Origin of the sequence: Micromonospora sp. CA-240977 (assembly GCF_050942285.1) — a bacterium.
Taxonomy (GTDB): Bacteria; Actinomycetota; Actinomycetes; order Mycobacteriales; family Micromonosporaceae; genus Micromonospora.
This window is the reverse complement of the sequence record NZ_CP192055.1, coordinates 3,859,114-3,879,338: the sequence shown is the minus strand read 5'-3', so window position 1 is coordinate 3,879,338 and position 20,225 is coordinate 3,859,114. Positions and strand designations below refer to the sequence as shown.

The window sequence follows — 20,225 nt, the reverse complement described above, 5'->3', positions numbered from 1 at the left end:
TCGGGCGGCCGTTCCCGGTGCTGACGCTCGGCGGTGGTTCAGGCGGAGACGTGGACGGCGGCCAGGTGGGCGAGAGCCTTGGCGCTGGGGCTTCCCGGCTCCGGCGTGCCGACAAGCAGTTGCTGACCGGGCGCGTCGCGGACGTCGAAGGTCTGGTAGGTCAGTTCGATCCGGCCGACGTGCGGGTGGTGCAGGACCTTGAACATGCGGCTGAGCCCGCCCACCGTCTGGTCCTCCCAGAGGAGGCGGAACTCCGGTGAGCGCTGCCATTCGTCGGCTACGAGCGCCTGGATCCCTGGGTCGTCCGGAAAGAGGCCGGCGTTGAGCCGCAGCGCGTGCACGACGTTCTCCGTCAGGGTCGGCCAGTCCGGGAAGAAGGCGCGCGCCTGCGGGTGCTCGAACAGCACACGCACCATGTTGACGGTGTCCCCGAACGGTGCCAGCAGCGCTGCCGCCACACTGTTGGTGGCCAGCACGTCGAACGCCGGACTGAGCACGTAGGCGGCGGACGTGGGAAAGGCGTCCAGCAACCGCAGCAGCGCGGGATGGACCGACTTCCGGGAGCTGTCCGGGCCCCGGCCGGGGTTCAGCCCGGCCAGCCGGAACAGGTGACCGCGCGCGTCCGGGTCCAGGCGCAGAGCCCGTCCGATCGCGTCGAGCACCTGCGCGGACGGGTTGCGTTCCCGGCCCTGTTCGAGGCGGGCGTAGTAGTCGGCGCTCACGCCGGCCAGCACCGCGATCTCCTCCCGGCGCAACCCGGCCACCCGCCGGTCGCCGCCCCCGCGCAGCCCGACCTCGCGCGGGTCGACACGGGCGCGCTGGGCCCGCAGGTACGCGCCGAGACGATTGCTGGTGGCGGCCATGTCCACCAGCCTAGAGCTCGCGTTCCCCGGTCTCGGTGCGCTCCACGGCGACGACGGCGGTGACGGACGACGCCGGCCGCCGATAAACGGACGTCGCCCCTGAAACGTGCCTCACCTGCGTGAACAGGTCTGCCGAGAGCGCCACTGCCAGGGTGCCGCGCACCCAGGAAAAGCCGCCCTTCCGGGGCGCGGGGCCCCGCAGGATGGTGGAACGCGCGGTACGTCGCCGCAGGCACCGACCGAGACCCGGAGCAGTGATGACCAGCCCACCCACCAAGATCGTTCTTATCACCGGCGCGAGCAGCGGCATCGGCGAGGCCACCGCCCGCCGTCTCGCCGCCGACGGCCACCACGTCATGCTCGGCGCCCGCCGCGTCGACCGGCTTGCCGCGCTCGTCGACGAGCTGCGCGCCGCCGGCGGCTCCGCCGACCACCAGGAACTGGACGTCACCAGCCGCGACAGCGTGGCCGCGTTCGTCAGCGGGGCGCATGACCGGCACGGTCGCATCGACGTACTGGTCAACAACGCCGGCGTGATGGCCCTGTCCACCCTCGACGCGCTGCGGACCGACGAGTGGGACCAGATGATCGACGTCAACCTGCGCGGCACCCTGCACGGCATCGCGGCTGCCCTGCCGCTCATGCGGGCACGCGGAAAGGGTCACATCATCACCATCGGCTCTTCCGCCGCCTACCGCGTCGACCCGACCGCCGCCGTCTACTGCGCCACGAAGTACGCCGTCCGGGCGCTCGCCGAAGGTCTGCGGCAGGAGAGCCGCGACGTGCGGATGACCCTGGTGAGTCCCGGCTACACCCACTCGGAACTCACCGAGCGTGGTGGCGATCCGCAGATCCGGGCCGCGGCCCGCGCTGCGTCCGACGAGCTGGGCATGCCGGCCTCCGCGGTCGCCGACGCCATCGCGTACGCGATCGCGCAGCCCGACACCGTCGACGTCAACGAGATCGTCATGCGGTCCACGGCGCAGGGCTGACCTTTCACCACAAAGGATTACGACAATGAGCGAAGCACTCGAAATGACGACGTTCCGCCTCGTCGCCGGCCTCACCGTCACGGACTTCGTCAGGGCGAACGAGGACATCGACGACTACCTGCGGCGTCAGCACGGCTTTCGGTGGCGTCGCATCACCGAGGCCGACGACGGCACGATCACCGACATCGTCGCCTGGGACTCCGCCGCCGACGGCCGGCGTAGCGCCTCCGGAATCATGACGCAGATGGCCGACTCGCCGGTGCACGCGACGATCGACCACTCCACCGTCGACTTCCGGATCGTCCCGGTGCGGCACCGCATCCCGTGATCCACCACGGCGGCGAGACAGTGACCCGCGTCGACGCGCGGCGTCCACGACGACCGGACCCGCCTGATCGGCGCGCTGGTGGTCGGCGATGATGGAGCCATGAGTGGTGGCGTCGGCGGCGGGGGGATGGCCGAGCTGGCCGCCCTGCTGGCCGACGGCACCCGGGCCGGCATCTGCCTGGCGCTGCTCGACGGGCGGGCCTGGACCGCCGGCGAGTTGGCCCGACGTGCCGGAGTCGCCCCGTCCACGGCCAGCGAGCACCTCACCCGGCTGGTCCGGGGTGGGCTGCTGGTCGAGGAGCGGCAGGGCCGGCACCGCTACCTGCGCCTGGCCGGGCCGTCGGTGGCCCAGCTGATCGAGGACCTCGCCGGACACGCGCCCGCCCCTCCCGCGCCGACCACGTCACTGCGCGCGGCGAGTGCCAGCGCCGCCCTGGCGTACGCCCGGACCTGCTACGACCACCTGGCCGGGCGGCTGGGCGTCCTGTTGTACGACGCGCTGCTGGCCGCCGGCCGGCTGGACCGATCCAGTGGGCTGGCGCTGACGCCCGACGGATGGGACTGGGCGGCCGGGCTGGGCGTACCGGTGGACGTTCTGCACGCCACCCGCCGACCGGTGGTCCGCGACTGCCTGGACTGGACCGAACGCCGGCCGCACCTCGCCGGAGCGCTCGGCGCGGCACTCCGCCAGCGCTTCGCCGAGCTGGGCTGGATCACCCAGGGCGCCGGCCGGGCGGTACGCCTCACCCCGATCGGCCGCGCCGCCCTGGCCGAGAGCCTGGACGTGCCCGTGCACACCCTCCTCCCCGACCCGCCCGCGGCGCCGACCAGCGGCCGAGCCTGACCCGCCGGCCGCCGCGCTCACGGCACGGCACCTCGGATCGAGCACGATCCTTGTGGAGTGCCGCGGAACTGTTCGGTGGGGAGCGAACGGTTCGGGTTCTACGGTCGAGCGGTGATCGACATCTGGCCTGACATCGCCCCCGTCGCGGGAACACCGGCGTGCGGCCCGCCCTCGTTCGCGCCGGAGCGCGGGTGGTGGGTGACGCGGCACGCGGACGTGCGGGCGGCGCTCACCGACCCGGCCTTCCGGGTTCCGCCGGTCGACAGCGGTCCGCCCGGCACGCTCGCCTGGCTGCGTGCCTCGGTGAGCAGGTTCAGCTCGCCGCGCCGGCACCCCGAGCGCCGGTCGATGGTGGTCACCGCGTTGGACGCGCTCGACCCGGACGAGCTGCGGCAGGAGGCGGCCCGGCGGACCGCCGCCGTCCTGGACCGCGCCGCCGGCCGCCTCGACGTGATGCGGGAACTGGCCCGGCCGGTGCCGTTGTGGGTGCTGGCCGGGCGTCTCGGTTTCGCCGATCCGGTCGCCGCCGGGACGGCGGTCGCGGTCGTCGCCGCGGCGTACCACCCGGGGGTTGACGTGGCAGCGGTCCGGCGGGCCGACCGGGCGGTCGCGACGCTGCTGGCGGCGGTGCCGCCGGCCGCGCCGGAGGTACGCGCGAACCTGATCGGCCTGCTGGTCCAGGCGTGCGACGCGACCGCCGGCCTGATCGGCGCCGCCGCCCACCACCTGCTGCCCCGGCCGGGCGGACACCCGCCGGGTGTCGCGGAAACGGCGGAGCTGCTGGCCGAGGTGCTGCGGCTCGACCCGCCGGTACGGGCGACCCGGCGGGTCACCGCGAGCGCGGTGCGACTCGGTGGGCGAGAACTGCCGGCGGGCAGCCCGGTGCTGCTGCGCTTCGACGCGGCGAACCGGGACCCGGCGGTGTTCGTCGACCCGGCGGCGATGCGGCCGGGCCGTCCCGGCGGTGGTCTGCTGACCTTCGGGGCGGGGGAGCGCGGCTGCCCCGGCGACCGGCACGCCCTGGCCCTCGCCACCGGGGTGCTCGACGTGCTGCGCGAACGCTGCCAGCGCACCCGCGCGCCGCTGTGCCACGAGCCGCACCCGACCCTGACGGTGCCGACGAGCCTGGAGGTGAGCGTCCGATGACCGACCGGCGTGCGGAGTTCCGCGCCCTGCACCACGGCGGCCGGCCGCTGCTGCTGCCGAACGCCTGGGACCACGCGTCGGCGGCGGCCCTCGCGGCGCGCGGCCACCGGGCGATCGGCACCACCAGCCTCGGGGTCGCCGCGACCGCCGGACGACCCGATGGCGCCGCGGCCACCGCCGCGGAAACCCTGGCCCTGGCCGGTCGGCTGGCCCGCCTGCCGGTGCTGCTCACCGTCGACGTCGAGGCCGGGTTCGACGACGACCCGGCGGCGGTCGCCGGGTACGTGGAGGAGCTGGCCGGGCTGGGTGTGGTCGGGATCAACCTGGAGGACGGGCGGGCCGACGGCACCCTGGCCGATCCGGCGTGCGTCGCGGACAAGGTCGCCGCCGTGAAGGCGGCGGTGCCGGACCTGTTCGTCAACGCCCGCGTCGACACGTGGTGGCTCGGGGTGCCGGACCCGTTGCCGCAGACGCTGGCCCGGGCCCGTGCCTACCGGGCCGCCGGGGCGGACGGGATCTTCGTGCCCGGCACCGTCGACCTGGCGACGCTGCGGGTGCTCGGCGAACGGATCGACGGTCCGCTGAACGCGCTGTACCAGCCGGGCGGGCCGGCGCTGGACGAGCTGGGCGGGGCCGGGGTCGCCCGGGTCAGCACCGGCTCCCTGCTGTTCCGGGCCGCGCTCGCCGCGGCCGTCGCCGCCGCCGACGCGGTCCGCGCGGACGGGTTCGCCACCCCGGCGGGGCTGCCGTCGTACGCCGAGGTGCAGGGCCTGGTGCCGGCGGACGGCGCACCCGGCCGGCGGGATCGGCGCTAGGCCGGCCCGGGACGCCACAGGCCGACCTCGAAGGCCTCGCACAACCCTCGATCGCGGCCCGCGACCTGTGCCCACCACCGACTCTTGACCCGCAGGTACTCCTCGGTCATGTAGTCCCGGTCGAGGATCTGCCGGTACGCGGCGAGCGCCTCCATCTTGGCGCACCAGACGTTCGTGACGTCCACGAAGAAGGTCGGGCGGAAGTCGGTGGTGGCGAAGGTCGGGTGGCCGAGGAGGAGCAGCGTCGGGTGCCGGCTGCGGCTGACGGTGATCCGCACGGCGTGGCAGATCGCGTTGTGGTCCTGGTTCTGCCCGGCGCCGGGCCCGTGGGTGATGATGACGTCCGGGCGGCGCGCATCGATCAACGCGTCCGTGATGGTGACCAGGTCCCCGTCGGTGCGCAGGTCGTTGGAGGTCAGGTCGCCCACTTCACCGGATGCCCCGAGGATCTCGCAGGACGCGTCGAACGCCTTGTCCCGGCCCTGCCCCCCGCGCGACAGGGCGGCGACGTGGACGTCCATCCCGGCCCGGGTCATGCGCGCGATGGTGCCGCCGCAGAGCAGCGCCTCGTCGTCCGGGTGCGCGACGACCACCAGAGCCGTCCGCAGTGCGGTCGTCGCGAAGGGGTTCACCGCGCCAACCACGTCGTTCGCCGTCGTCGAGGTGGAAGCCTCCACCGCCCATCGTGTCGATGCGATGTCGTCAGCCATTGACGAAGTATGGCGGCAATCCGTCAGCGTCTGATCACGCGCTGGTACGCCCCGTGCCGCCGTTCGGCGTACCGGCGGGCGTGAGGTCCGGCTCTCTTGGGGGTTAATCGGAGGATTGTTCGATCCATCCCGGTCCGGCTGATTACGGTGTGTTTCAGGGCGATCCACCCAGTGCCGTGAGCGGAGAAGGGACCCCGTCATGCGAGTGCCCAGCCGTAGTTCGGGACAGCAGCCTGGTTCGCCCGTCTCACCCACCGCGCCGCCCCGCCGCCGGCCCTCCGGCACGACCCCGCGCCGCCGGTCCGCCGTCGAGCCCGACCTGGCCGCCTACCGGACCGCCGTCGCCGAACTGCTTGTCGAGGTGGGCGCCCTGGCCGACGCGGCGAGCACCCGGGCCCGCCAGGTGCTCGTCGACGAGCGGTTGCGGGAGCCAGCGCTCGCCGCCGTCCTCGACGCCACCCCCCAGGGGCTGATCGGGGCCCGCGAGACGCTGCTGCTGGAGATGGCCCGCTACCAGCCCAACGAGCGCACCTCGGCGCGGGACCTCAGCGCGCTGGTGCGGATCTACCTGCTCTCCCGCATCGACGTGCTGTGGTGGCAGGACGCCCCGACGTTCGTCACCGACGACCAGGTCAACGGCAGCGTCGAGTTGGTGGACCTGGAGTGGCTGCGCCGCCGCGACCTGCTGCGTTTCCGCTACCAGGAGCAGCCCGCGACCCTGCTGGGCCGCGCCGCCCGCGGGCTGCGACGTCGACTGCGCCCGGACGCCACCCCGCAGACCGCCGGGCTGCTGTTCCGTCGTGCCCGCCGGGAGGTGGTGGCGCTGCTCAACGACCTCGCGCGGGAGTTCGCCGCCGCAGCCCCGCCGAACACCCCGCCACTGTGGGTGACCAGCCTGGTCCGCAGCGCCGAACACCAGTACCGGCTGCGCCGGCTGGGCTACGCCGCGATGCTGCCCAGCGGGCACTGCCTCGGCTACTCCGTCGACGTCGAGCTGAGCTGGTTCGAACGGTTCGGCGCGCGCCAGGCGCTTGCGGAACTGCTGCTGGCCCGGCAGGAGGCCGGCGAGATCAACGTGATCGACGAGGGGCAGGCGTGGCACCTGTGCCTGGCGCCCGCCGCCCGGCGCCGCCTGCGCCGCGCCTACGAGGCCGAGATGGGGGTCTGAGCCGGTGTGCGGCATCGCCCTGAGCATCGGCCCCGAGGCCGACCCGGCGACCTTCCGGCGGATGCTCGCCGTCCTGGCCCCGCGCGGCGAGGTCACCGAGACCCGGTCCGAGCGCGGGCTGCTCGCCGGCACCCGCCGCCTGCGCGTCGTCGACCGGGACCGGGCGGTGCAACCGTGGACCTCGACCGACGAGCGCTGGCTGCTCTGCTTCAACGGCGAGATCTTCAACTACCGGGAGCTGCGGACGCAGCTGACCCGGCTGGGGCAGGCGTTCCGCACCGAGAGCGACACCGAGGTGCTGCTCGCCGCGTTCCAGCAGTGGGGTGAGTCGGCGGTGACCCGGCTGCGCGGCGAGTACGCGTTCGCGGTCGTCGAGCGCAGCACCGGCCGGGCCTACCTGGCCCGCGACCCGCTCGGGGTCAAACCGCTGTACTGGGCCCGTCGGCCCGGTTGCCTGCAACTCGCCTCCGAGGTCAAGGCCCTCGTCGGGCACGGGGCCCCGATCGTCGAGGTGCCCCCCGGGCACCACGGCTGGGCGGAGGCGGACGGACACGTCCGCCTCGACCCGTACGTCGACCTGCTCACCATCGGCGCGGGCCTGCCGGTCATCGACGACCCGGACGAGGCCGCCCTGCTCGTTCGTGCCGCGCTGAGCGACGCCATCCGGATGCGGGTGGAGACCGACCTGACCGTCGGGGTGGTGCTCTCCGGTGGGCTGGACAGCTCGTTGACCCTGCGGCAGGTGCGCGACATCCACCCGGACTGCGTCGCGGTGACGGTCGGCGTCGCGGACAGCCCCGACGTCGCGTACGCCCGGCGGCTGGCCGCCGACCTCGACGTGCCGCACGTCGTGGTCGAGCTACGCCCGCGCGACATCCGGCTCGCCGACGTGCGTGAAGCGATCCGGATCTCCGAGCTGACCGAGTACGGCGACATCATCAACGCTGTCGTCTCGGTGCCGATCTTCCGCCGGCTCCGCGACCTGGGCATCAAGGTGGTGCTGACCGGCGACGGCTCCGACGAGCTGTTCGGTGGGTACCCGATGTACCACCAGGTCGACCCGGCCGCGGCGCGCCGGCTGTTCCTGCACCGGATCCGCAACCTGTGCCGCACGGAGTTGCAGCGGGTGGACCGGACCGCCATGGGGCACGGGGTGGAGGCGCGGGTGCCGTTCCTCGACCTCAGCGTGGTGGAGTTGGCGATGCGGCTGCCGCTGAACCTGAAACTGCGCGACGGGCAGGAGAAGTGGATCGTCCGGCGGGCGTTCGCCGACGTGCTGCCGGACTACATCCTGCGCCGGCCGAAGAACCCGATGTCGTACTCGTCGGGGTTGCACGAGCGGGTCCGGCTGTACAAGCCGCTCTTCGCCCGGCTGCACCGCTCCTTCGGCTACGACCTGCAGGAGCCGGTGCGCCGCGACTTCGACTCGGTGCTGAGCCGGTGTGGCAACGACCTCGACCGGGCCATCGCCGACGGGCTCGACCGGCCCGACTACACGGTCCTGGAGCACGCCCGCGATCTGGTCGGCGCCGCCAAGTGGAACGCCGCGCCGATGGTCCGCCGGTTGGTCGGCCCGCGCCCGGCCCGCCGCTCGTCGGTCGGTTGACCCCACGCTTGACTCTGACACCGTGTCAGGGACGAGGGTGAGGGGACCATGTTCACCATCGGAGACTTCGCCCGACTGGGCCGGGTGTCGGTGCGGATGCTGCGCCACTACGACAGCATCGGGCTCCTGCGTCCGGCCGCCGTCGACCCCCACACCGGATACCGGTTCTACCGCGCGGACCAGCTGCGCCGGCTCAACCGGGTGATCGCCCTGAAGGAGCTGGGCCTCACTCTCGAGCAGGTGCGGGTCATCGTGGACGACGCCGTCGACGTTGTCGAGTTGCGCGGCATGCTGCGGCTGCGTCGTACCCAGTTGGAAGATCAACTGGCGGCGGACACCGCTCGGCTGGCCGCTGTCGAGGCGAGGCTCCGGATGATCGAGTCGGAGGGCACGATGAGTACGCAGGACGTCGTCCTGAAGGAGGTCGCACCGGTGCGCCTCGCGGAGTTGACAGCGCTCGCGGCGAGTTACCAGGGCCAGGACATCGGCCCGGTGATCGGGCCGCTCTACCCGGAGCTGTTCCGCCGGCTGGCCGTCGCCGGAATCACCCCGGCGGGGCCGACAATCGCCTGGTACGAGCCGGTCGCGGAGGGCGACGGCGAGGCGGTGCTTGTGCACGCCGGGGTGACCGTCGCGGTCGGGGCGTCGACAGTTGCCGATGTCGAGGTACGCGACCTGCCCGCGCTGGGCGCCGCCGCCACGATCGTCCACCATGGCGCGATGGACGACGTCGAGCAGAGCATGCAGGTGCTGGCCCGATGGATCGACGACAACGGCTACCGCGCCGACGGCTTCGCCCGCGAGGTGTACCTCGACTACTGTCCGGACCAGCCGGAGAAGGGCGTCACCGAGCTTCAGCTCGCGGTGCGCCGGGACTGACGCGCCCGTGCCGTCGGGTCGCCGAACCGGTCACCCGACGGCAGTCGGGTTCCGGACAGCCACCGCCCACGTTACGACACTCCCATCGCCGAGATGTCGTCTGAGCTGGGAAAACTGGTAGAAGTAGATAGAGGCTCGTCGCTCAGCACGTGAAAGCCGTTCCGTGAGCGACAGTCGGGTTTCCGCCAGTTGCCCTGCGGCCGGGGGCATCAGACGCGTGGCCGCCACAGGACTGTCAGCCGGTCGCCTGTCTCCCCCCATCCGCGGTGGTCCTCATCCCCGGGAGAGGGAGAAAACATTCATGTCCCCAGTGCTCCGTGCCCGTCCACGGGCCGTCACGGCCTGCGCCGCAATCCTGGCGCTGATCGTCGGTCTGCTCGTCGCACCCACGGCGGCCGCGGCGCGCGCCCCGAGTCGTACCCCCACACCGCTGACGGCGCCGGTGACAGCGCCGGCTGTCACCACGCAACGCGCCGCCCCGGCGCAGCCACCGGCCGCCCCGGCCCGACCGAACGCGTTCTGGCGCGCCGGCACGGCCACTGTCACGTGGCAGGCGCCCGCCGACCACGGCTCCGCCCTCACCGGCTACGTGGTCACCGCGTACCGCAACGGTAGGACGACGAGGACGGTGACCTTCGACGCGTCGACGACAACCCAGAAGGTCGAGGGGCTGACCGCCAGGGGCACCTACACCTTCACGGTCGCCGCGCGAAACGCGGAGGGCACCGGCCCGACAAGCAAACCCTCCGCCGCCGCCAAGATCATGGCGTTGCCGGACGCGCCGACCATCATCGCGGTCACCGCCGACACCGCCACGGCGCTGCTGAGCTGGACGCCCGGCCCGGACGGCGGGGCGCCCATCACCGGCTACGAGGTCACCCCGTGGGTCGCCGGGGTGCGTCAGGCCACCCAGACCTTCGGCCCGGCCAGCACGCAGACCGTCACCGGTCTGACCCCGACGGTCGCCTACCGGTTCACCGTGGCCGCCCGCACCGTGGCGGGGACCGGGCCGGAATCGGCCCCGTCGCACGAGGTCACCGCCAACATCTCCCCGACGCTGCTGTTCAACTCGCCGGCCTCCGCCACCGTCGGCGTCGCCTACACCGCGACGTTGAACGTCACTCACGGGGTGCCCCGGTACATCTGGTCGCTGGCGTCCGGGACGCTCCCGCCGGGGCTGAGCCTGAACCCGGTGAGCAACGGCATCTCCGGCGTCCCCACCGACGAGGGCGTCTACCCGGTGGTGGTCCGGGTGGTCGACTCCGCCGGCAAGACCGGCACCCGGCTGGTCGTGCTGACCGTCAACAAGGCGCCCGTGCTGCACTTCCCGCCGCCACCGCTGGGTGAGGTCGGCGCCCCGTACGCCGACCAGCTCGCCGTCACCGGCGGCACCGCCCCGTTCACCTGGGGCATCGCGGCGGGGTCGTTGCCGCCCGGTCTGAGTCTCGCTCCGGACGCCGGACTGCTCTCCGGACGGCCCACAGTGGCCGGGGCGTACCTATCCACCATCCAGGTGACGGACGCCAACGGGTTCGTCGCCACCCAACCGGTCCGGATCGTCATCCAGCCGGCCAGCACTGTCACGCTGACCGCGTCCACCAACGCCGTCACCTTCGGCACCCCGGTGCACTTCGAGGTCCTGGTCGGGCCCGGTGTGGCAAACGGCACCGTGTCGCTCGTCGACGAGCTGCCCAACGGCGTGGAGACCCCGCTGGGCACCTTCCCGCTGGCGCTCAACGTCGCCTCGTTCGACCTCCAGATGCCCGCGTTCGGGCTCAACCGTTTCCGGGTCCAGTACGACGGCGTCAACCCGAACGCCGAGGCCGTGTCGAACACCGTCACCATCGAGGTCTCCGCCGCGTCCGGGCAACTGCTGATCGAGCAGTTCGCCCAGTCCGGCATCGCCGGCGTCGCCGACCAGTTCGTCTCGGTGGTCAACACCACAGCGTTGACCCTGCCGATCGCCGGCTTCAAGGTGCAGGCGCCCGGGGGTCTCTCCGTGACGATCCCCGGCACCGAGCGCGCACTGCCGCCGAACCGAGGGTGGCTGTTGGCGGCGAGCGACTACTCCCTCACCAACATCCAACCCGACCTCGTCGTGCCGAGCCTCGGTCAGGGGGGCATTCGACTGATCGCCCCGGACACCGCGCAGACGGTCACCGACGCCGCCGGCTCGACGCCCGGCTACGTCGAGGGCAAGGCCCTGCCGCCCTTCGGAAGCCCACCGTTCGTGAACTTCGCCTGGATCCGCTTCAGGGTCGCCGCCGTGCCCCACGACACCAACGACAACGCGACAGACTTCCGGCTGGCGGCCACCGTGCACGGGCCGATCAACGGGGTACCGTCCGCCCTGGGCTCACCGTCGCCCCACAACAGCCTCGGCATCTACGAGCAGAACGCTTCGATGCAGTCGACCCTGCTCGACCCGAACGTGGCCCAGTCGGCCGAACCCAACCGGGTACGCGCTCCGGGCCGGCTGGTCATCCGGCGGACGATCACCAACCGGTCGCTCTACCCGATCACCCAGGCTCGGGTCCGGATCAGCAGCCTCAGCCAGGTGAACGGCGCTCCGCTGCCCGGCGGTACGACTCCGGCCGTCTACTCCCACCTGCGCCTGATCAACCCGCCGATGCCGACCAACTCGATCACCGTCAGCGACGGGCGGACTCTTGTGGTGCGCAACCTGTCGATGGACGCGCCGGCCACCAGTCCACCCGGTGGCGGTCTGTGCACGACCCTGAGCATCCCGCTCGAGCTGGGCGGTCTGGCGCCCGGCGCGTCGGTGCACATCGCCCTGACGTTCGCCGTCGACACGCTCGGGCCCTTCTGGGTCGGCTACAACATCGACGCGCTGGGCGGCACTCCCGCACCCGTCGTGGCGGCGTTGGACCGGAAGGGCAGCGGGACGCCGGCCCGGCAGAAGGCCGAGGCCCGCCGGCTCGCCGAATCCGACAAGTTGCGCCTGGTCAGCGGCAAGCTGCGCTGACGCTCGTCGGGCACGCGGGCGGGTGGCGCGTCACCACGAGCGCCACCCGCACCGCGTCGCCGTCCATGATCGTTGACCAGACAATGAGCGGGGAGATCATGCCGACAGCCGGACGAGGCGTGTACGGGCTGCGGGTGCACGGGCTGGACGGGGTGACCGAGCTGCCACCGGCCGACGGCGCCGCCCTCGGGTGGCCCGCCGTACGGGTCGGCCAGCGGAACACACCGCCACCACCGCCGGTGCCCCTGAACGACAGGCGGGGCACCCGGATCCTCGCCGACGGTCGAACTCTCTGCGTGGACCGGCTGCGGGGCACCGCCACCTTCTACGGACCACCGCTCGCTGCGGACGTGCTGGCCCACCCGTACCTCGCGCCGGTGGCGACGACCGTCAACCGGTGGACCGGTCGGGAGACGTTCCACAGTGGCGCGTTCGTGCTCGCCGGTCGGGCCTGGGCGGTGCTCGGGCCGCGTACCGCCGGCAAGAGCAGCCTGCTCGCCGCCCTGGCCGCCCGGGGTGTGCCGATCCTGACCGACGACATCCTGGTCGTCGACCGCGTCGACGCCTTCGCCGGCCCCCGCTGCGTCGACCTGCGCCAGCCCGTGCCGGGCGCGGCAGTGCCCACCCGGCCGGTCCGGGCCGGCGGCCGGCTGCGGGTGGGCCTGCCCCCGATCGCGCCCCGGGTTCCCCTGGGCGGTTGGCTGTTCCTGCGCTGGGGTACCGCGCTCACCCTGACCCGGCTGCCCGGCGCCACCCTGCTGGCGCGGCTCGCCAGCCAGCGGTCGTTCGGGCAGCTGCCCTCCGACCCGGCGGTGCTGCTGTCGCTCGCCGCCCGGCCGGCGTGGGAGCTGACCCGGCCGCGCGACTGGGCCGCCCTCGACGACACCCACCGGCTGCTCGCCGACACCGTCGCCGCCACTTCGGCCGTGGGCGCGACCCGGTGAGCGCCGTGCCGGAGGCGGTCCGCTGCCTGAGCCTCGACACGGCCGCGGTCCGCGTCACCGCCGCGCTGGCCGAACGCGGCGTGGAAGCCGTCCTGCTCAAGGGTGCCGGGCTGGCCCACCGGCTGGGCCAGCGGCGGCACCGGGTCTACACCGACATCGACCTGCTTGTCGCGCCCGGCTCGTTCGGCCTCGCGCAGCGGACGCTGGCCGACCTCGGCTGTCACAGCGCGTTCCCGGAGGGCCGGCCCGACCACCTGTCGCACTGGTACGAGCGACCGTGGCGGCTGCCCGGCCCGCTGTCGCTCACCATCGACCTGCACCGCGGTTTTCACGGGGTGGCCGATCCGGAGGCGCTGTGGGCCGGGCTGTGGCCGTCGGCGGAACGGATCAGGTTGGCCGGCGGCCGGGTCGCGGTGCCGGACGAGGTCGGCGCAGCCCTGCTGGTGGCTTTGCACGCCGCCGCGCCGGGCCGCTCCGACCGGCCGCGTGCCGACCTGCGCCGGGCGCTGGAGGTCTTTCCCGTCGACACCTGGCGATCGGCGGCCGGTTTCGCCGTGCTGACCGGCGCCCTGCCGTCGTTCGCGCTCGGCCTGCGCCTGACCACGGCGGGCGCGGCAGTGGCCGCCACGCTGGCCCTGCCCCGACAGGGCACGCCGGCGCTGTGGTTGCGGGCCCAGCACGCCTCGCCCGCCGCCCTGACGATCGCGCAGCTCGCCGAACTGTCCGGTGTGGCCGCTCGACTGCGGCACCTGGGCCCGCGGCTGTTCCCGACGTCGGCGTCGATGCGGCACGCCAGCCCGCTGGCCCGACGTGGCCCGGTCGGCCTGCTGCTGGCGCACCTGGGCCGGCTGGCCCGCAACGCCGGGCGGCTCCCGGCCGCGCTGAGCGAGGTGCGCGCGGCCCAGCGCAGCGATCGCGGCTGACCGCCGTTCTCCCGTCCCGACCGCCCGGGCGGGCGGCGGTGCGGCTGCTCGCGCCGACCCGCCCGGCCGCGCCCGGTGTCCGCCCGCCCGGGCGGCGAGGATCGGTCAGGGCCGCTGCACCAGCAGCCCGTGCCCGCGAAGGTCCGCCAGGAACGCGGCCACGTCGGCTCGGGCCCGCTCCCGGTCCACCGGGGCGCTCTCCACAAGTGCCGTGACCAGCTCGGCGGTGGTGGCCCCGGTCGCCAGTCGTTGCCACAGCAGCGCCCCGGTGGCAGCCAATCCGAAGTAGACCGAGTCGCGGGTGTCCAGCACGACCACCTCGTCACCGGCGACCCGCCAGGCCACCCGGTCCGGGTCGACCCGGTGCACGATCTCTTGCTCTGTCACGACTTGACCTCCACGTCGATGTCGGCACGCTCCGGCCGGCGGGCGGAGTCGGGCGGGTTGGCGGCCAGCCAGAGCTGTTGGACCAGGCTGGCGGTGCCGCCGGGGATCGGCCAGTGGGACCAGACCCGGCGAAGGCTCTCCGCGTCCACCAACTCCTCGTCGACGCCGGTGCCGTCCCAGCCGTGGACGAACTCCCTGGTCGGCGCCCGGAAGAACACCTCGAGGAAGCGGGCCTTGCGGCGCGGCGCGGTGACCTCGCTCGGGAGGGCGCCCCGGACGATCTCCGCGAGCAGCCGGTCCCGGCCGATTCCGCGGTGGTCGCCGCAGCGCACCGCCAGCGCGGCCAGGAACGCGTCGTCGAGCAGCGGCTGAATCGTGGTCGCCTGGTGCTCGGCGGCCAACGCGGCAAGCGTCGAGCAGGTCATCCGGAGGTCCCGCCGCCGGGTGTGCCAGGCGATCCGCTGCCGCAGGCGGCGCGGTTCGGCGCGCCACTCCGCGCGTTGCGCGCGGTGCGCCTCCCGCGCGACAGTCGCACGCAGCCACGGAAAGACCTCCGCCGGCCCCCGCCGGGTACGCGCGGTGTGCCGTAGCCACCACAGCCGGCCGCGCAGCGAGGTCGCCGGTGGGCGACGCCACCCGGCCAGGATCTGGTCGCCGCCCGCGCCGGTGAGCAGCGCGCCGCCGGTGGCCAACTCGGCGATGGGCAGGTGCAGGTGCAGGTTGACCGGATGGACCACCCCGTGGCGGTGCAACAGCCGGCGGGCCACCGGCCCGACCAGGTCCAGATCGTCGTCGGCCCGCAGGATCTGCCACGACCCGCCGATCCCCAGTGCCCTGATCACCCGTTGCTGCCAGTCCGACTCGTCGGCGCGGGGGGCCGCGGTGAACCGCCAGGTCACCGGGACCGGGTCGGGCAACCCTTCCCGGCGGGCCGCCCGGACGGCCACCGCCAGGATCAGCGACGAGTCCAGCCCGCCCGAGAAGCTGACGACGCACGGCGGGCGGGTCAGGCCGGCCAGCACGGCGGCGTCGAGCGCGTCCAACGGGTCCGGTACGCCGGCCGGCACGGGCTGACGCGGCAGTGGCGCGGCGACACCGAGCAACGTCCCGGTGGCGAGGTCGAACGGTGTCGGACGGAGCATGTCGTACCTCAATCGCGTTTCAGGGCGCCGCGGCCGGCGGCGACCCGCAGCGCGCCCGCGAAGGCCCAGCTCGACAGCGGTAACAGGAGCGCTGTGGCGCCGAACAGCGCGCCGGCCGACCAGGCCCAGTCACCGCCGGCCAGCGCGGCGCGCAGGCCGTCCAGGGCGATCCGGCTGGGCAGCGCGGCGGTCAGCCCCGGCAGGGGACCGGGGAGTTCGGAGACCGGGAAGTACGTGCCGGACACGAAGGTGAGCCCGACGACGAACAGCCGGGCGGCGGCGTCGCCGTGCCCGACCGCGACGGTGAACGCCGCGAGCGCGATGCCGATGCCGAGCACCGAGGCGGTGCCGGCGACCAGTAGCACCGCGACTCCCCACCAGTCGGTCCGGTCGGTACGCAGGCCGAGCACGCTGCCGAGGACGGCCAGGTAGACGCAGGAACGCAGCAGGGCGAACAGGAAGGGGTAGCCGGCGGTCCCGATGGCCAGCGCGGTGACCGGCACGGGTTGGGCGGCCAGCATCTCCAGTGTCCCGCCGCGCTGTTCCCGGATCACCCGGCCGGTCAGTTGTGTGGTGGCGGTCTGCAGGACGAGCAGGAAGGTGATGCCGACCGCCACGAAGTCGAAGTAGCTGGGCGAGTGGGCGAGGTCGGTGCCGGAGGAGGGGGTGAGCACCCGGGAGATGAACAGGAAGACGACAAGGTTCAGCACCCCGAAGGTGAGGTCCAGCAGCAGTGGCAGCCGGAACTGCCGCGGGTCGCCGAGGTCGCGGCGGACCAGGGCGAGGATCATCGCGAGCGGACCGGCCCCGACGGCCCGGCGACCGACCGGTCGGTTGGTGGTCGCGGCCGAGGTGGTCGGTGTCGTCATCGGGGCGCCGTGAGGGTCAGGGCGGACTGGCACCGTGCGCGGTCGTCGGCGAGGTGCGAGGCGATCACGCAGCTCAGCTCGGGCCGCCGGTCGAGCGCCTGCCACAACAGCTCCCTCGACGTCTCGTCGAGGGAGCGGCCCGGCTCGTCGAGGAGCAGCAGCGTGGGCTCGGCGACGAGGGCCCGCGCGATGCTGACCCGGGCCCGCATCCCCGCCGAGCACCGTTGCACGGCGACGGTGGCGTAGCCGGCCAGGTCCAGTTCGGCTTCGACCCGCGCGACGGCGGCGCGGACGGCCCGCCGTGGCAACCGGAGTCGGGCGACGAGAGCCACGTTCTCCCGCGCCGACAGTTGCTCGTAGAGGCCCTGTTCCGGGGCGAGGCAGACGCCCGTCAGGCGTCGGGCGGGCAGTGAGCCGACCGGGTGGCCGCCGACGGTGGCCTGTCCGGCGCTGAGGGTCAGCGTGCCGGACAGGCACCGCAGGAGCGTGGTCTTCCCGGATCCGTTGCTGCCGCCCAGGAACACCCGGGCACCGACCGGGACGTCGAGGTCCAGGTCGGTGAAGATCACCCGACGGCCGAACCGACGCTGTGCCCGGCGGATCGTGAGCAACGGCGGTCCTCCCACGGTGACGGGTCAGAGTGAACCGTCGCCGCCGCCACCCAGGCCGTCGTCCGGACCGACGGTGCCGCCCTTTGTCAGCTCGGCGAGGGTGCCCAGGCGCTGGATCGTCGGCGGCCGGTAGTCCGAAGTGGCCGTCTGGGCGGTGTCCAGCTCGCGGTGCGATGTCATCGGGTCTCCCACTCGTGTCGGTGTCGGGCCAGCATAAGCGGTCATCTCGCCCACGAGGCCGCTAACACGCCTTCGACGGGCATACACCGCAACAGGCCGAGAATCCCTCAATAGTGATGGAGAGTGGGCCCAGCTCACAGCGCCGCCCACCTGCCGCGGGAGGCGATGGCCAGTCGGCTGGCCAGCACGTCGAAGACGCCGGCCACGGCGGTCAGCTCGGCGAGCACGATCACGGTGCCCAGGAAGAGCAGTAGCGGCAGGATTCGGTGCAGGGTGGCGGTGGCCTCCGCCCGCGGCAGCAGCCCGCTCAGCGCGCAGCCCGCGCCAGCCACCGCGAGGACGACAGCCACGAGGTCGAGCGGATGGGGGTGCCAGCGCACGGACGGCTCGGGCGGGGCTGCGGGCTTCACGTCTGCCCACGGTGGCACAGCTGCCGGCCGGCTGGCCGGCAACCTCCGCCCGGGTGACGGGCCGCACCCGCGTGGCCGGGCCCGGTCCCCCGTGGATCGGGGGAACCGGGCCCGGTGTGGTGCGCGGTGCCTACCAGCCCAGGTAGCTGGGCTGGGTCTGCACGTTGAGCTCGTTGTAGCGGGTCAGCTTGGCCGTCCAGGTGCGCCAGTCGTTCAGCTCCAGGACGTCCAGGCCCTTCACCATGTCGTTGGAGTAGATGTGGCCGTTGTAGTAGTACGCGGACCAGGTGCCGCCGCCGACGAACGTGTCGGCCGAGAGCGGGCCGCGCTCCCAGAAGGCGATCTCCTTCGGGTTGGCCGAGTCGGTGAAGTCCCAGACCGAGATGCCGCCCTGGTACCACGCCTGGACCATGATGTCCCGACCGAGCACCGGGACCAGCGAGCCGTTGTGCGCCACGCAGTTCTCGGTGTCGGCGTTGACCCGGGGGATCTTGTAGTAGCTGCGGAAGGTCATCGTCCGGGTGTTGCCGCGGCCGGTGATGTCGTAGATGGCGTCCGCGCCCCGGTTCGGTCCGATGGCCTCGTTGCAGGTCGCCGCCCCGCCGCCGCCCAGCTCGTCGGTGAAGACCACCTTGGTGCCGGAGTTGTTGAAGGTGGCCGAGTGCCAGAACGCGAAGTTGACGGTGTCCCGGACCCGGTTGATGACCCGGGGCGCCTCCCGGTTCTTGATGTCGAGCAGGATGCCGTCACCCATGCAGGCGCCGGCGGCCAGGTCCTTCGACGGGTAGGCGGTGATGTCGTGGCAACCGGTCGTCGCCGAGCCGGTCCCGCTGCCGGGGAAACCGCCGTCCGGGAAGAGGTTCGGCGTCGCCACCACTGCCGCGTCGGTGGGCTTCTTCAGCGGCACCTTGATGATCGAGATGGAGTCGTGCGGCGGCTGGCAGTCCGGGAACTCGGCCCGCGGGCTGTACGACGAGACGTACAGGTAGATGGCCTTGCGGTCCTTGCCCGGCACCAGGGTGTGGGTGTGCGAGCCGCAGGCCGTCTCGACGGACTTGATGTACCGCGGGTTGGCCTTGTCCTTGATGTCGAAGACCTTGATGCCCTCCCAGGACCCCTTCACGTCCGCCCCCTGCGTGGTGCTGTTGCAGGAGTCGTCGCTGCGCGACGAGTCGGTGGAGAGGAAGAGCAGGTCGCCGTGGACGGAGATGTCGTTCTGCGACCCCGGGCAGAGCACCCGGGCCGTGACCGTCGGGGCGTTGGGCCGCGAGATGTCGTAGATGACGAAGCCGTTGTAGTTGCCGGCGAACGCGTACTTGCCCTGGAAGGCGATGTCGCTGTTTGTCGCGTCCAGTGGGGCGACCTTGGGCACGTTGGCGATCTGCCGCAGGTTGGGACTGCTGACGATCTCGTCGACGCCGGGGATCGTGTTGGTGGTGGGGGCAGACCGCGACGCCACCTGGGCGTTGCTGGCCGGGGCGACGAGCGCGCTGGCGACGAGGAGCCCGGTTGTGGCGAGCGCCACGATGCGCAGGTGTCGTAGCCGTGGCATGTGGAGTTTGATCATCGGCGAGGCCCTTCGCAAGGGGAAGATGATGGTCGACACCTTACCGTTCGGCGATGAACGTCGATGTGACCGCGGTCACATCGAAGTGCCTGCGTCAATGGATAGCATCGCGGTGACCTCGACTCCCGGGAGTGGCCCATGACCGATCGGCGCGCACGAACCCTGGCGATCGTCACACTGGCGGTCGTGCTCGCGCTTGTGGCTTTCCTCGTGAGCCGTCCCGGGGGCGACGCCGCGACGGGCGCCGCCCAGTCGGCCTCCGCGCCCGCGTCCGCCTCGCCGACGGTCAGCCCGGTCCCCACCGACCTGACCGTCATCGCGCCCGGCCGCCCGGGTGAGGCAGCGGCCACCCGCGCGGCCCACGAGGTCCGCGACGCCGGTCCCGCGCCGCACAACTCGTTGGACGTCTTGTTCGTCCGGATGATGATCCCGCACCACGCGCAGGCCCTCGCGATGGCGGAACTCGCCGCGGACCGTGCGGCCGACCCTGACATCCGTGCCCTCGCCGAGCGCATCCGGGCCAGCCAGGGCCCGGAGATGGGCATGATGCGGGGCTGGTTGCAGACCCGCGGCCTTCCGGCGGAGGTCGAGGGGCACGACCACGGCGCCATGCGCGGCATGCAGTCGCCCGAGGCGATGCGGCAGCTCGCCGCCAGCCGGGGCGCCGACTTCGACAAGCTCTTCGTCCGGATGATGACCGAGCATCACCAGGGCGCCATCGAGATGGCCACCAACCTGCTCACCGTCGGTTCCGACCTCACGCTCAACGAGTTCGCCACCTCGGTCGCCACCGAGCAGACCGTCGAGATCGACCGGATGCGCGAGGTCCTCGCCCGCTGAGCGTCGGGCCGGTCGC

Annotated in this window: 21 protein-coding genes; 12 read left to right on the top strand and 9 right to left on the bottom strand. The window is 73.0% G+C overall.

Going from position 1 to position 20,225, the window contains the following annotated elements; genetic code table 11:
* Nucleotides 1-38: 38 nt before the first annotated feature.
* Nucleotides 39-863 (bottom strand): helix-turn-helix domain-containing protein, encoded by an 825-nt coding sequence (locus ACQPWW_RS18010; protein ID WP_433124072.1) that lies wholly within the window; start codon nt 861-863, stop codon nt 39-41.
* Nucleotides 864-1,120: 257 nt separating this feature from the next.
* On the opposite strand from ACQPWW_RS18010, the gene ACQPWW_RS18005 reads away from it, so the two are divergent.
* The 5 genes from ACQPWW_RS18005 to ACQPWW_RS17985 all read left to right on the top strand — a co-directional run bounded on the left by ACQPWW_RS18005 (nt 1,121) and on the right by ACQPWW_RS17985 (nt 4,987).
* Entirely contained in the window at nt 1,121-1,855 is a 735-nt protein-coding gene (locus ACQPWW_RS18005; protein ID WP_433124070.1) for an SDR family oxidoreductase, read from the top strand.
* Between the two features lie 25 nt (nt 1,856-1,880).
* The gene (locus ACQPWW_RS18000) at nt 1,881-2,183 is read left to right on the top strand and encodes a hypothetical protein (protein WP_433124068.1); all 303 of its coding nucleotides are present in this window, start codon (nt 1,881-1,883) and stop codon (nt 2,181-2,183) included.
* Nucleotides 2,184-2,282: 99 nt separating this feature from the next.
* Nucleotides 2,283-3,026, top strand: a complete 744-nt coding sequence (locus tag ACQPWW_RS17995) for an ArsR/SmtB family transcription factor (RefSeq protein ID WP_433124066.1) — start codon at nt 2,283-2,285, stop codon at nt 3,024-3,026.
* Between the two features lie 111 nt (nt 3,027-3,137).
* Nucleotides 3,138-4,172: a cytochrome P450 gene (locus ACQPWW_RS17990; protein ID WP_433124064.1), complete on the top strand. Its 1,035-nt coding sequence runs from the start codon at nt 3,138-3,140 to the stop codon at nt 4,170-4,172.
* Nucleotides 4,169-4,987, top strand: coding sequence for an isocitrate lyase/PEP mutase family protein (locus ACQPWW_RS17985; protein ID WP_433124063.1), 819 nt, complete (start codon nt 4,169-4,171; stop codon nt 4,985-4,987). Before ACQPWW_RS17990 ends, ACQPWW_RS17985 begins: the two co-directional genes overlap by 4 nt.
* On the opposite strand, the gene ACQPWW_RS17980 is transcribed toward ACQPWW_RS17985, so the two are convergent.
* Nucleotides 4,984-5,697: a PIG-L deacetylase family protein gene (locus tag ACQPWW_RS17980; protein ID WP_433124062.1), complete on the bottom strand. Its 714-nt coding sequence runs from the start codon at nt 5,695-5,697 to the stop codon at nt 4,984-4,986. The two genes, ACQPWW_RS17985 and ACQPWW_RS17980, sit on opposite strands and share 4 nt — an antisense overlap.
* Before the next feature lie 199 nt (nt 5,698-5,896).
* Between ACQPWW_RS17980 and ACQPWW_RS17975 the strand changes: the two genes are divergently transcribed.
* The 6 genes from ACQPWW_RS17975 to ACQPWW_RS17950 all read left to right on the top strand — a co-directional run bounded on the left by ACQPWW_RS17975 (nt 5,897) and on the right by ACQPWW_RS17950 (nt 14,203).
* Nucleotides 5,897-6,865 carry a DUF5715 family protein gene (locus tag ACQPWW_RS17975; RefSeq protein ID WP_433124061.1) on the top strand — a complete coding sequence of 323 codons (969 nt, stop codon included), beginning with the start codon at nt 5,897-5,899 and terminating at the stop codon, nt 6,863-6,865.
* Nucleotides 6,866-6,869: 4 nt separating this feature from the next.
* Nucleotides 6,870-8,471: an asparagine synthetase B family protein gene (locus tag ACQPWW_RS17970; protein WP_433124060.1), complete on the top strand. Its 1,602-nt coding sequence runs from the start codon at nt 6,870-6,872 to the stop codon at nt 8,469-8,471.
* A 48-nt stretch (nt 8,472-8,519) separates the two neighbouring features.
* Nucleotides 8,520-9,350, top strand: coding sequence for a MerR family transcriptional regulator (locus ACQPWW_RS17965; protein ID WP_433124059.1), 831 nt, complete (start codon nt 8,520-8,522; stop codon nt 9,348-9,350).
* Nucleotides 9,351-9,651: 301 nt separating this feature from the next.
* Entirely contained in the window at nt 9,652-12,336 is a 2,685-nt protein-coding gene (locus tag ACQPWW_RS17960) for a fibronectin type III domain-containing protein (RefSeq protein ID WP_433124058.1), read from the top strand.
* Between the two features lie 83 nt (nt 12,337-12,419).
* Nucleotides 12,420-13,280, top strand: coding sequence for a hypothetical protein (locus ACQPWW_RS17955; protein ID WP_433124056.1), 861 nt, complete (start codon nt 12,420-12,422; stop codon nt 13,278-13,280).
* Nucleotides 13,277-14,203 (top strand): nucleotidyltransferase family protein, encoded by a 927-nt coding sequence (locus ACQPWW_RS17950; RefSeq protein WP_433124055.1) that lies wholly within the window; start codon nt 13,277-13,279, stop codon nt 14,201-14,203. The genes ACQPWW_RS17955 and ACQPWW_RS17950 overlap by 4 nt, the downstream gene beginning before the upstream one ends.
* Nucleotides 14,204-14,308: 105 nt before the next feature.
* On the opposite strand, the gene ACQPWW_RS17945 is transcribed toward ACQPWW_RS17950, so the two are convergent.
* The 7 genes from ACQPWW_RS17945 to ACQPWW_RS17915 all read right to left on the bottom strand — a co-directional run bounded on the left by ACQPWW_RS17945 (nt 14,309) and on the right by ACQPWW_RS17915 (nt 19,369).
* The gene (locus tag ACQPWW_RS17945; protein WP_433124053.1) at nt 14,309-14,590 is read right to left on the bottom strand and encodes a PqqD family protein; all 282 of its coding nucleotides are present in this window, start codon (nt 14,588-14,590) and stop codon (nt 14,309-14,311) included.
* Nucleotides 14,587-15,732: an asparagine synthase-related protein gene (locus tag ACQPWW_RS17940; RefSeq protein ID WP_433124051.1), complete on the bottom strand. Its 1,146-nt coding sequence runs from the start codon at nt 15,730-15,732 to the stop codon at nt 14,587-14,589. Before ACQPWW_RS17940 ends, ACQPWW_RS17945 begins: the two co-directional genes overlap by 4 nt.
* A gap of 8 nt (nt 15,733-15,740) precedes the next feature.
* Nucleotides 15,741-16,601: an ABC transporter permease gene (locus ACQPWW_RS17935; protein ID WP_433124049.1), complete on the bottom strand. Its 861-nt coding sequence runs from the start codon at nt 16,599-16,601 to the stop codon at nt 15,741-15,743.
* The gene (locus tag ACQPWW_RS17930; protein ID WP_433124048.1) at nt 16,598-17,212 is read right to left on the bottom strand and encodes an ABC transporter ATP-binding protein; all 615 of its coding nucleotides are present in this window, start codon (nt 17,210-17,212) and stop codon (nt 16,598-16,600) included. The genes ACQPWW_RS17935 and ACQPWW_RS17930 overlap by 4 nt, the downstream gene beginning before the upstream one ends.
* Nucleotides 17,213-17,236: 24 nt before the next feature.
* On the bottom strand, nt 17,237-17,392 hold the full coding sequence (locus tag ACQPWW_RS17925; RefSeq protein ID WP_433124046.1) for a lasso RiPP family leader peptide-containing protein: 156 nt from the start codon (nt 17,390-17,392) through the stop codon (nt 17,237-17,239).
* 134 nt (nt 17,393-17,526) lie between these two features.
* Nucleotides 17,527-17,802, bottom strand: coding sequence for a hypothetical protein (locus ACQPWW_RS17920; protein ID WP_433124045.1), 276 nt, complete (start codon nt 17,800-17,802; stop codon nt 17,527-17,529).
* A gap of 130 nt (nt 17,803-17,932) precedes the next feature.
* On the bottom strand, nt 17,933-19,369 hold the full coding sequence (locus ACQPWW_RS17915; RefSeq protein ID WP_433124043.1) for an LVIVD repeat-containing protein: 1,437 nt from the start codon (nt 19,367-19,369) through the stop codon (nt 17,933-17,935).
* A gap of 138 nt (nt 19,370-19,507) precedes the next feature.
* Here ACQPWW_RS17915 and ACQPWW_RS17910 point away from each other — a divergent pair, with 138 nt between their 5' ends.
* A complete protein-coding gene (locus ACQPWW_RS17910; protein WP_433124042.1) occupies nt 19,508-20,209 on the top strand; it encodes a DUF305 domain-containing protein in 702 nt (233 codons plus the stop codon).
* The last annotated feature ends 16 nt before the right edge of the window (nt 20,210-20,225 follow it).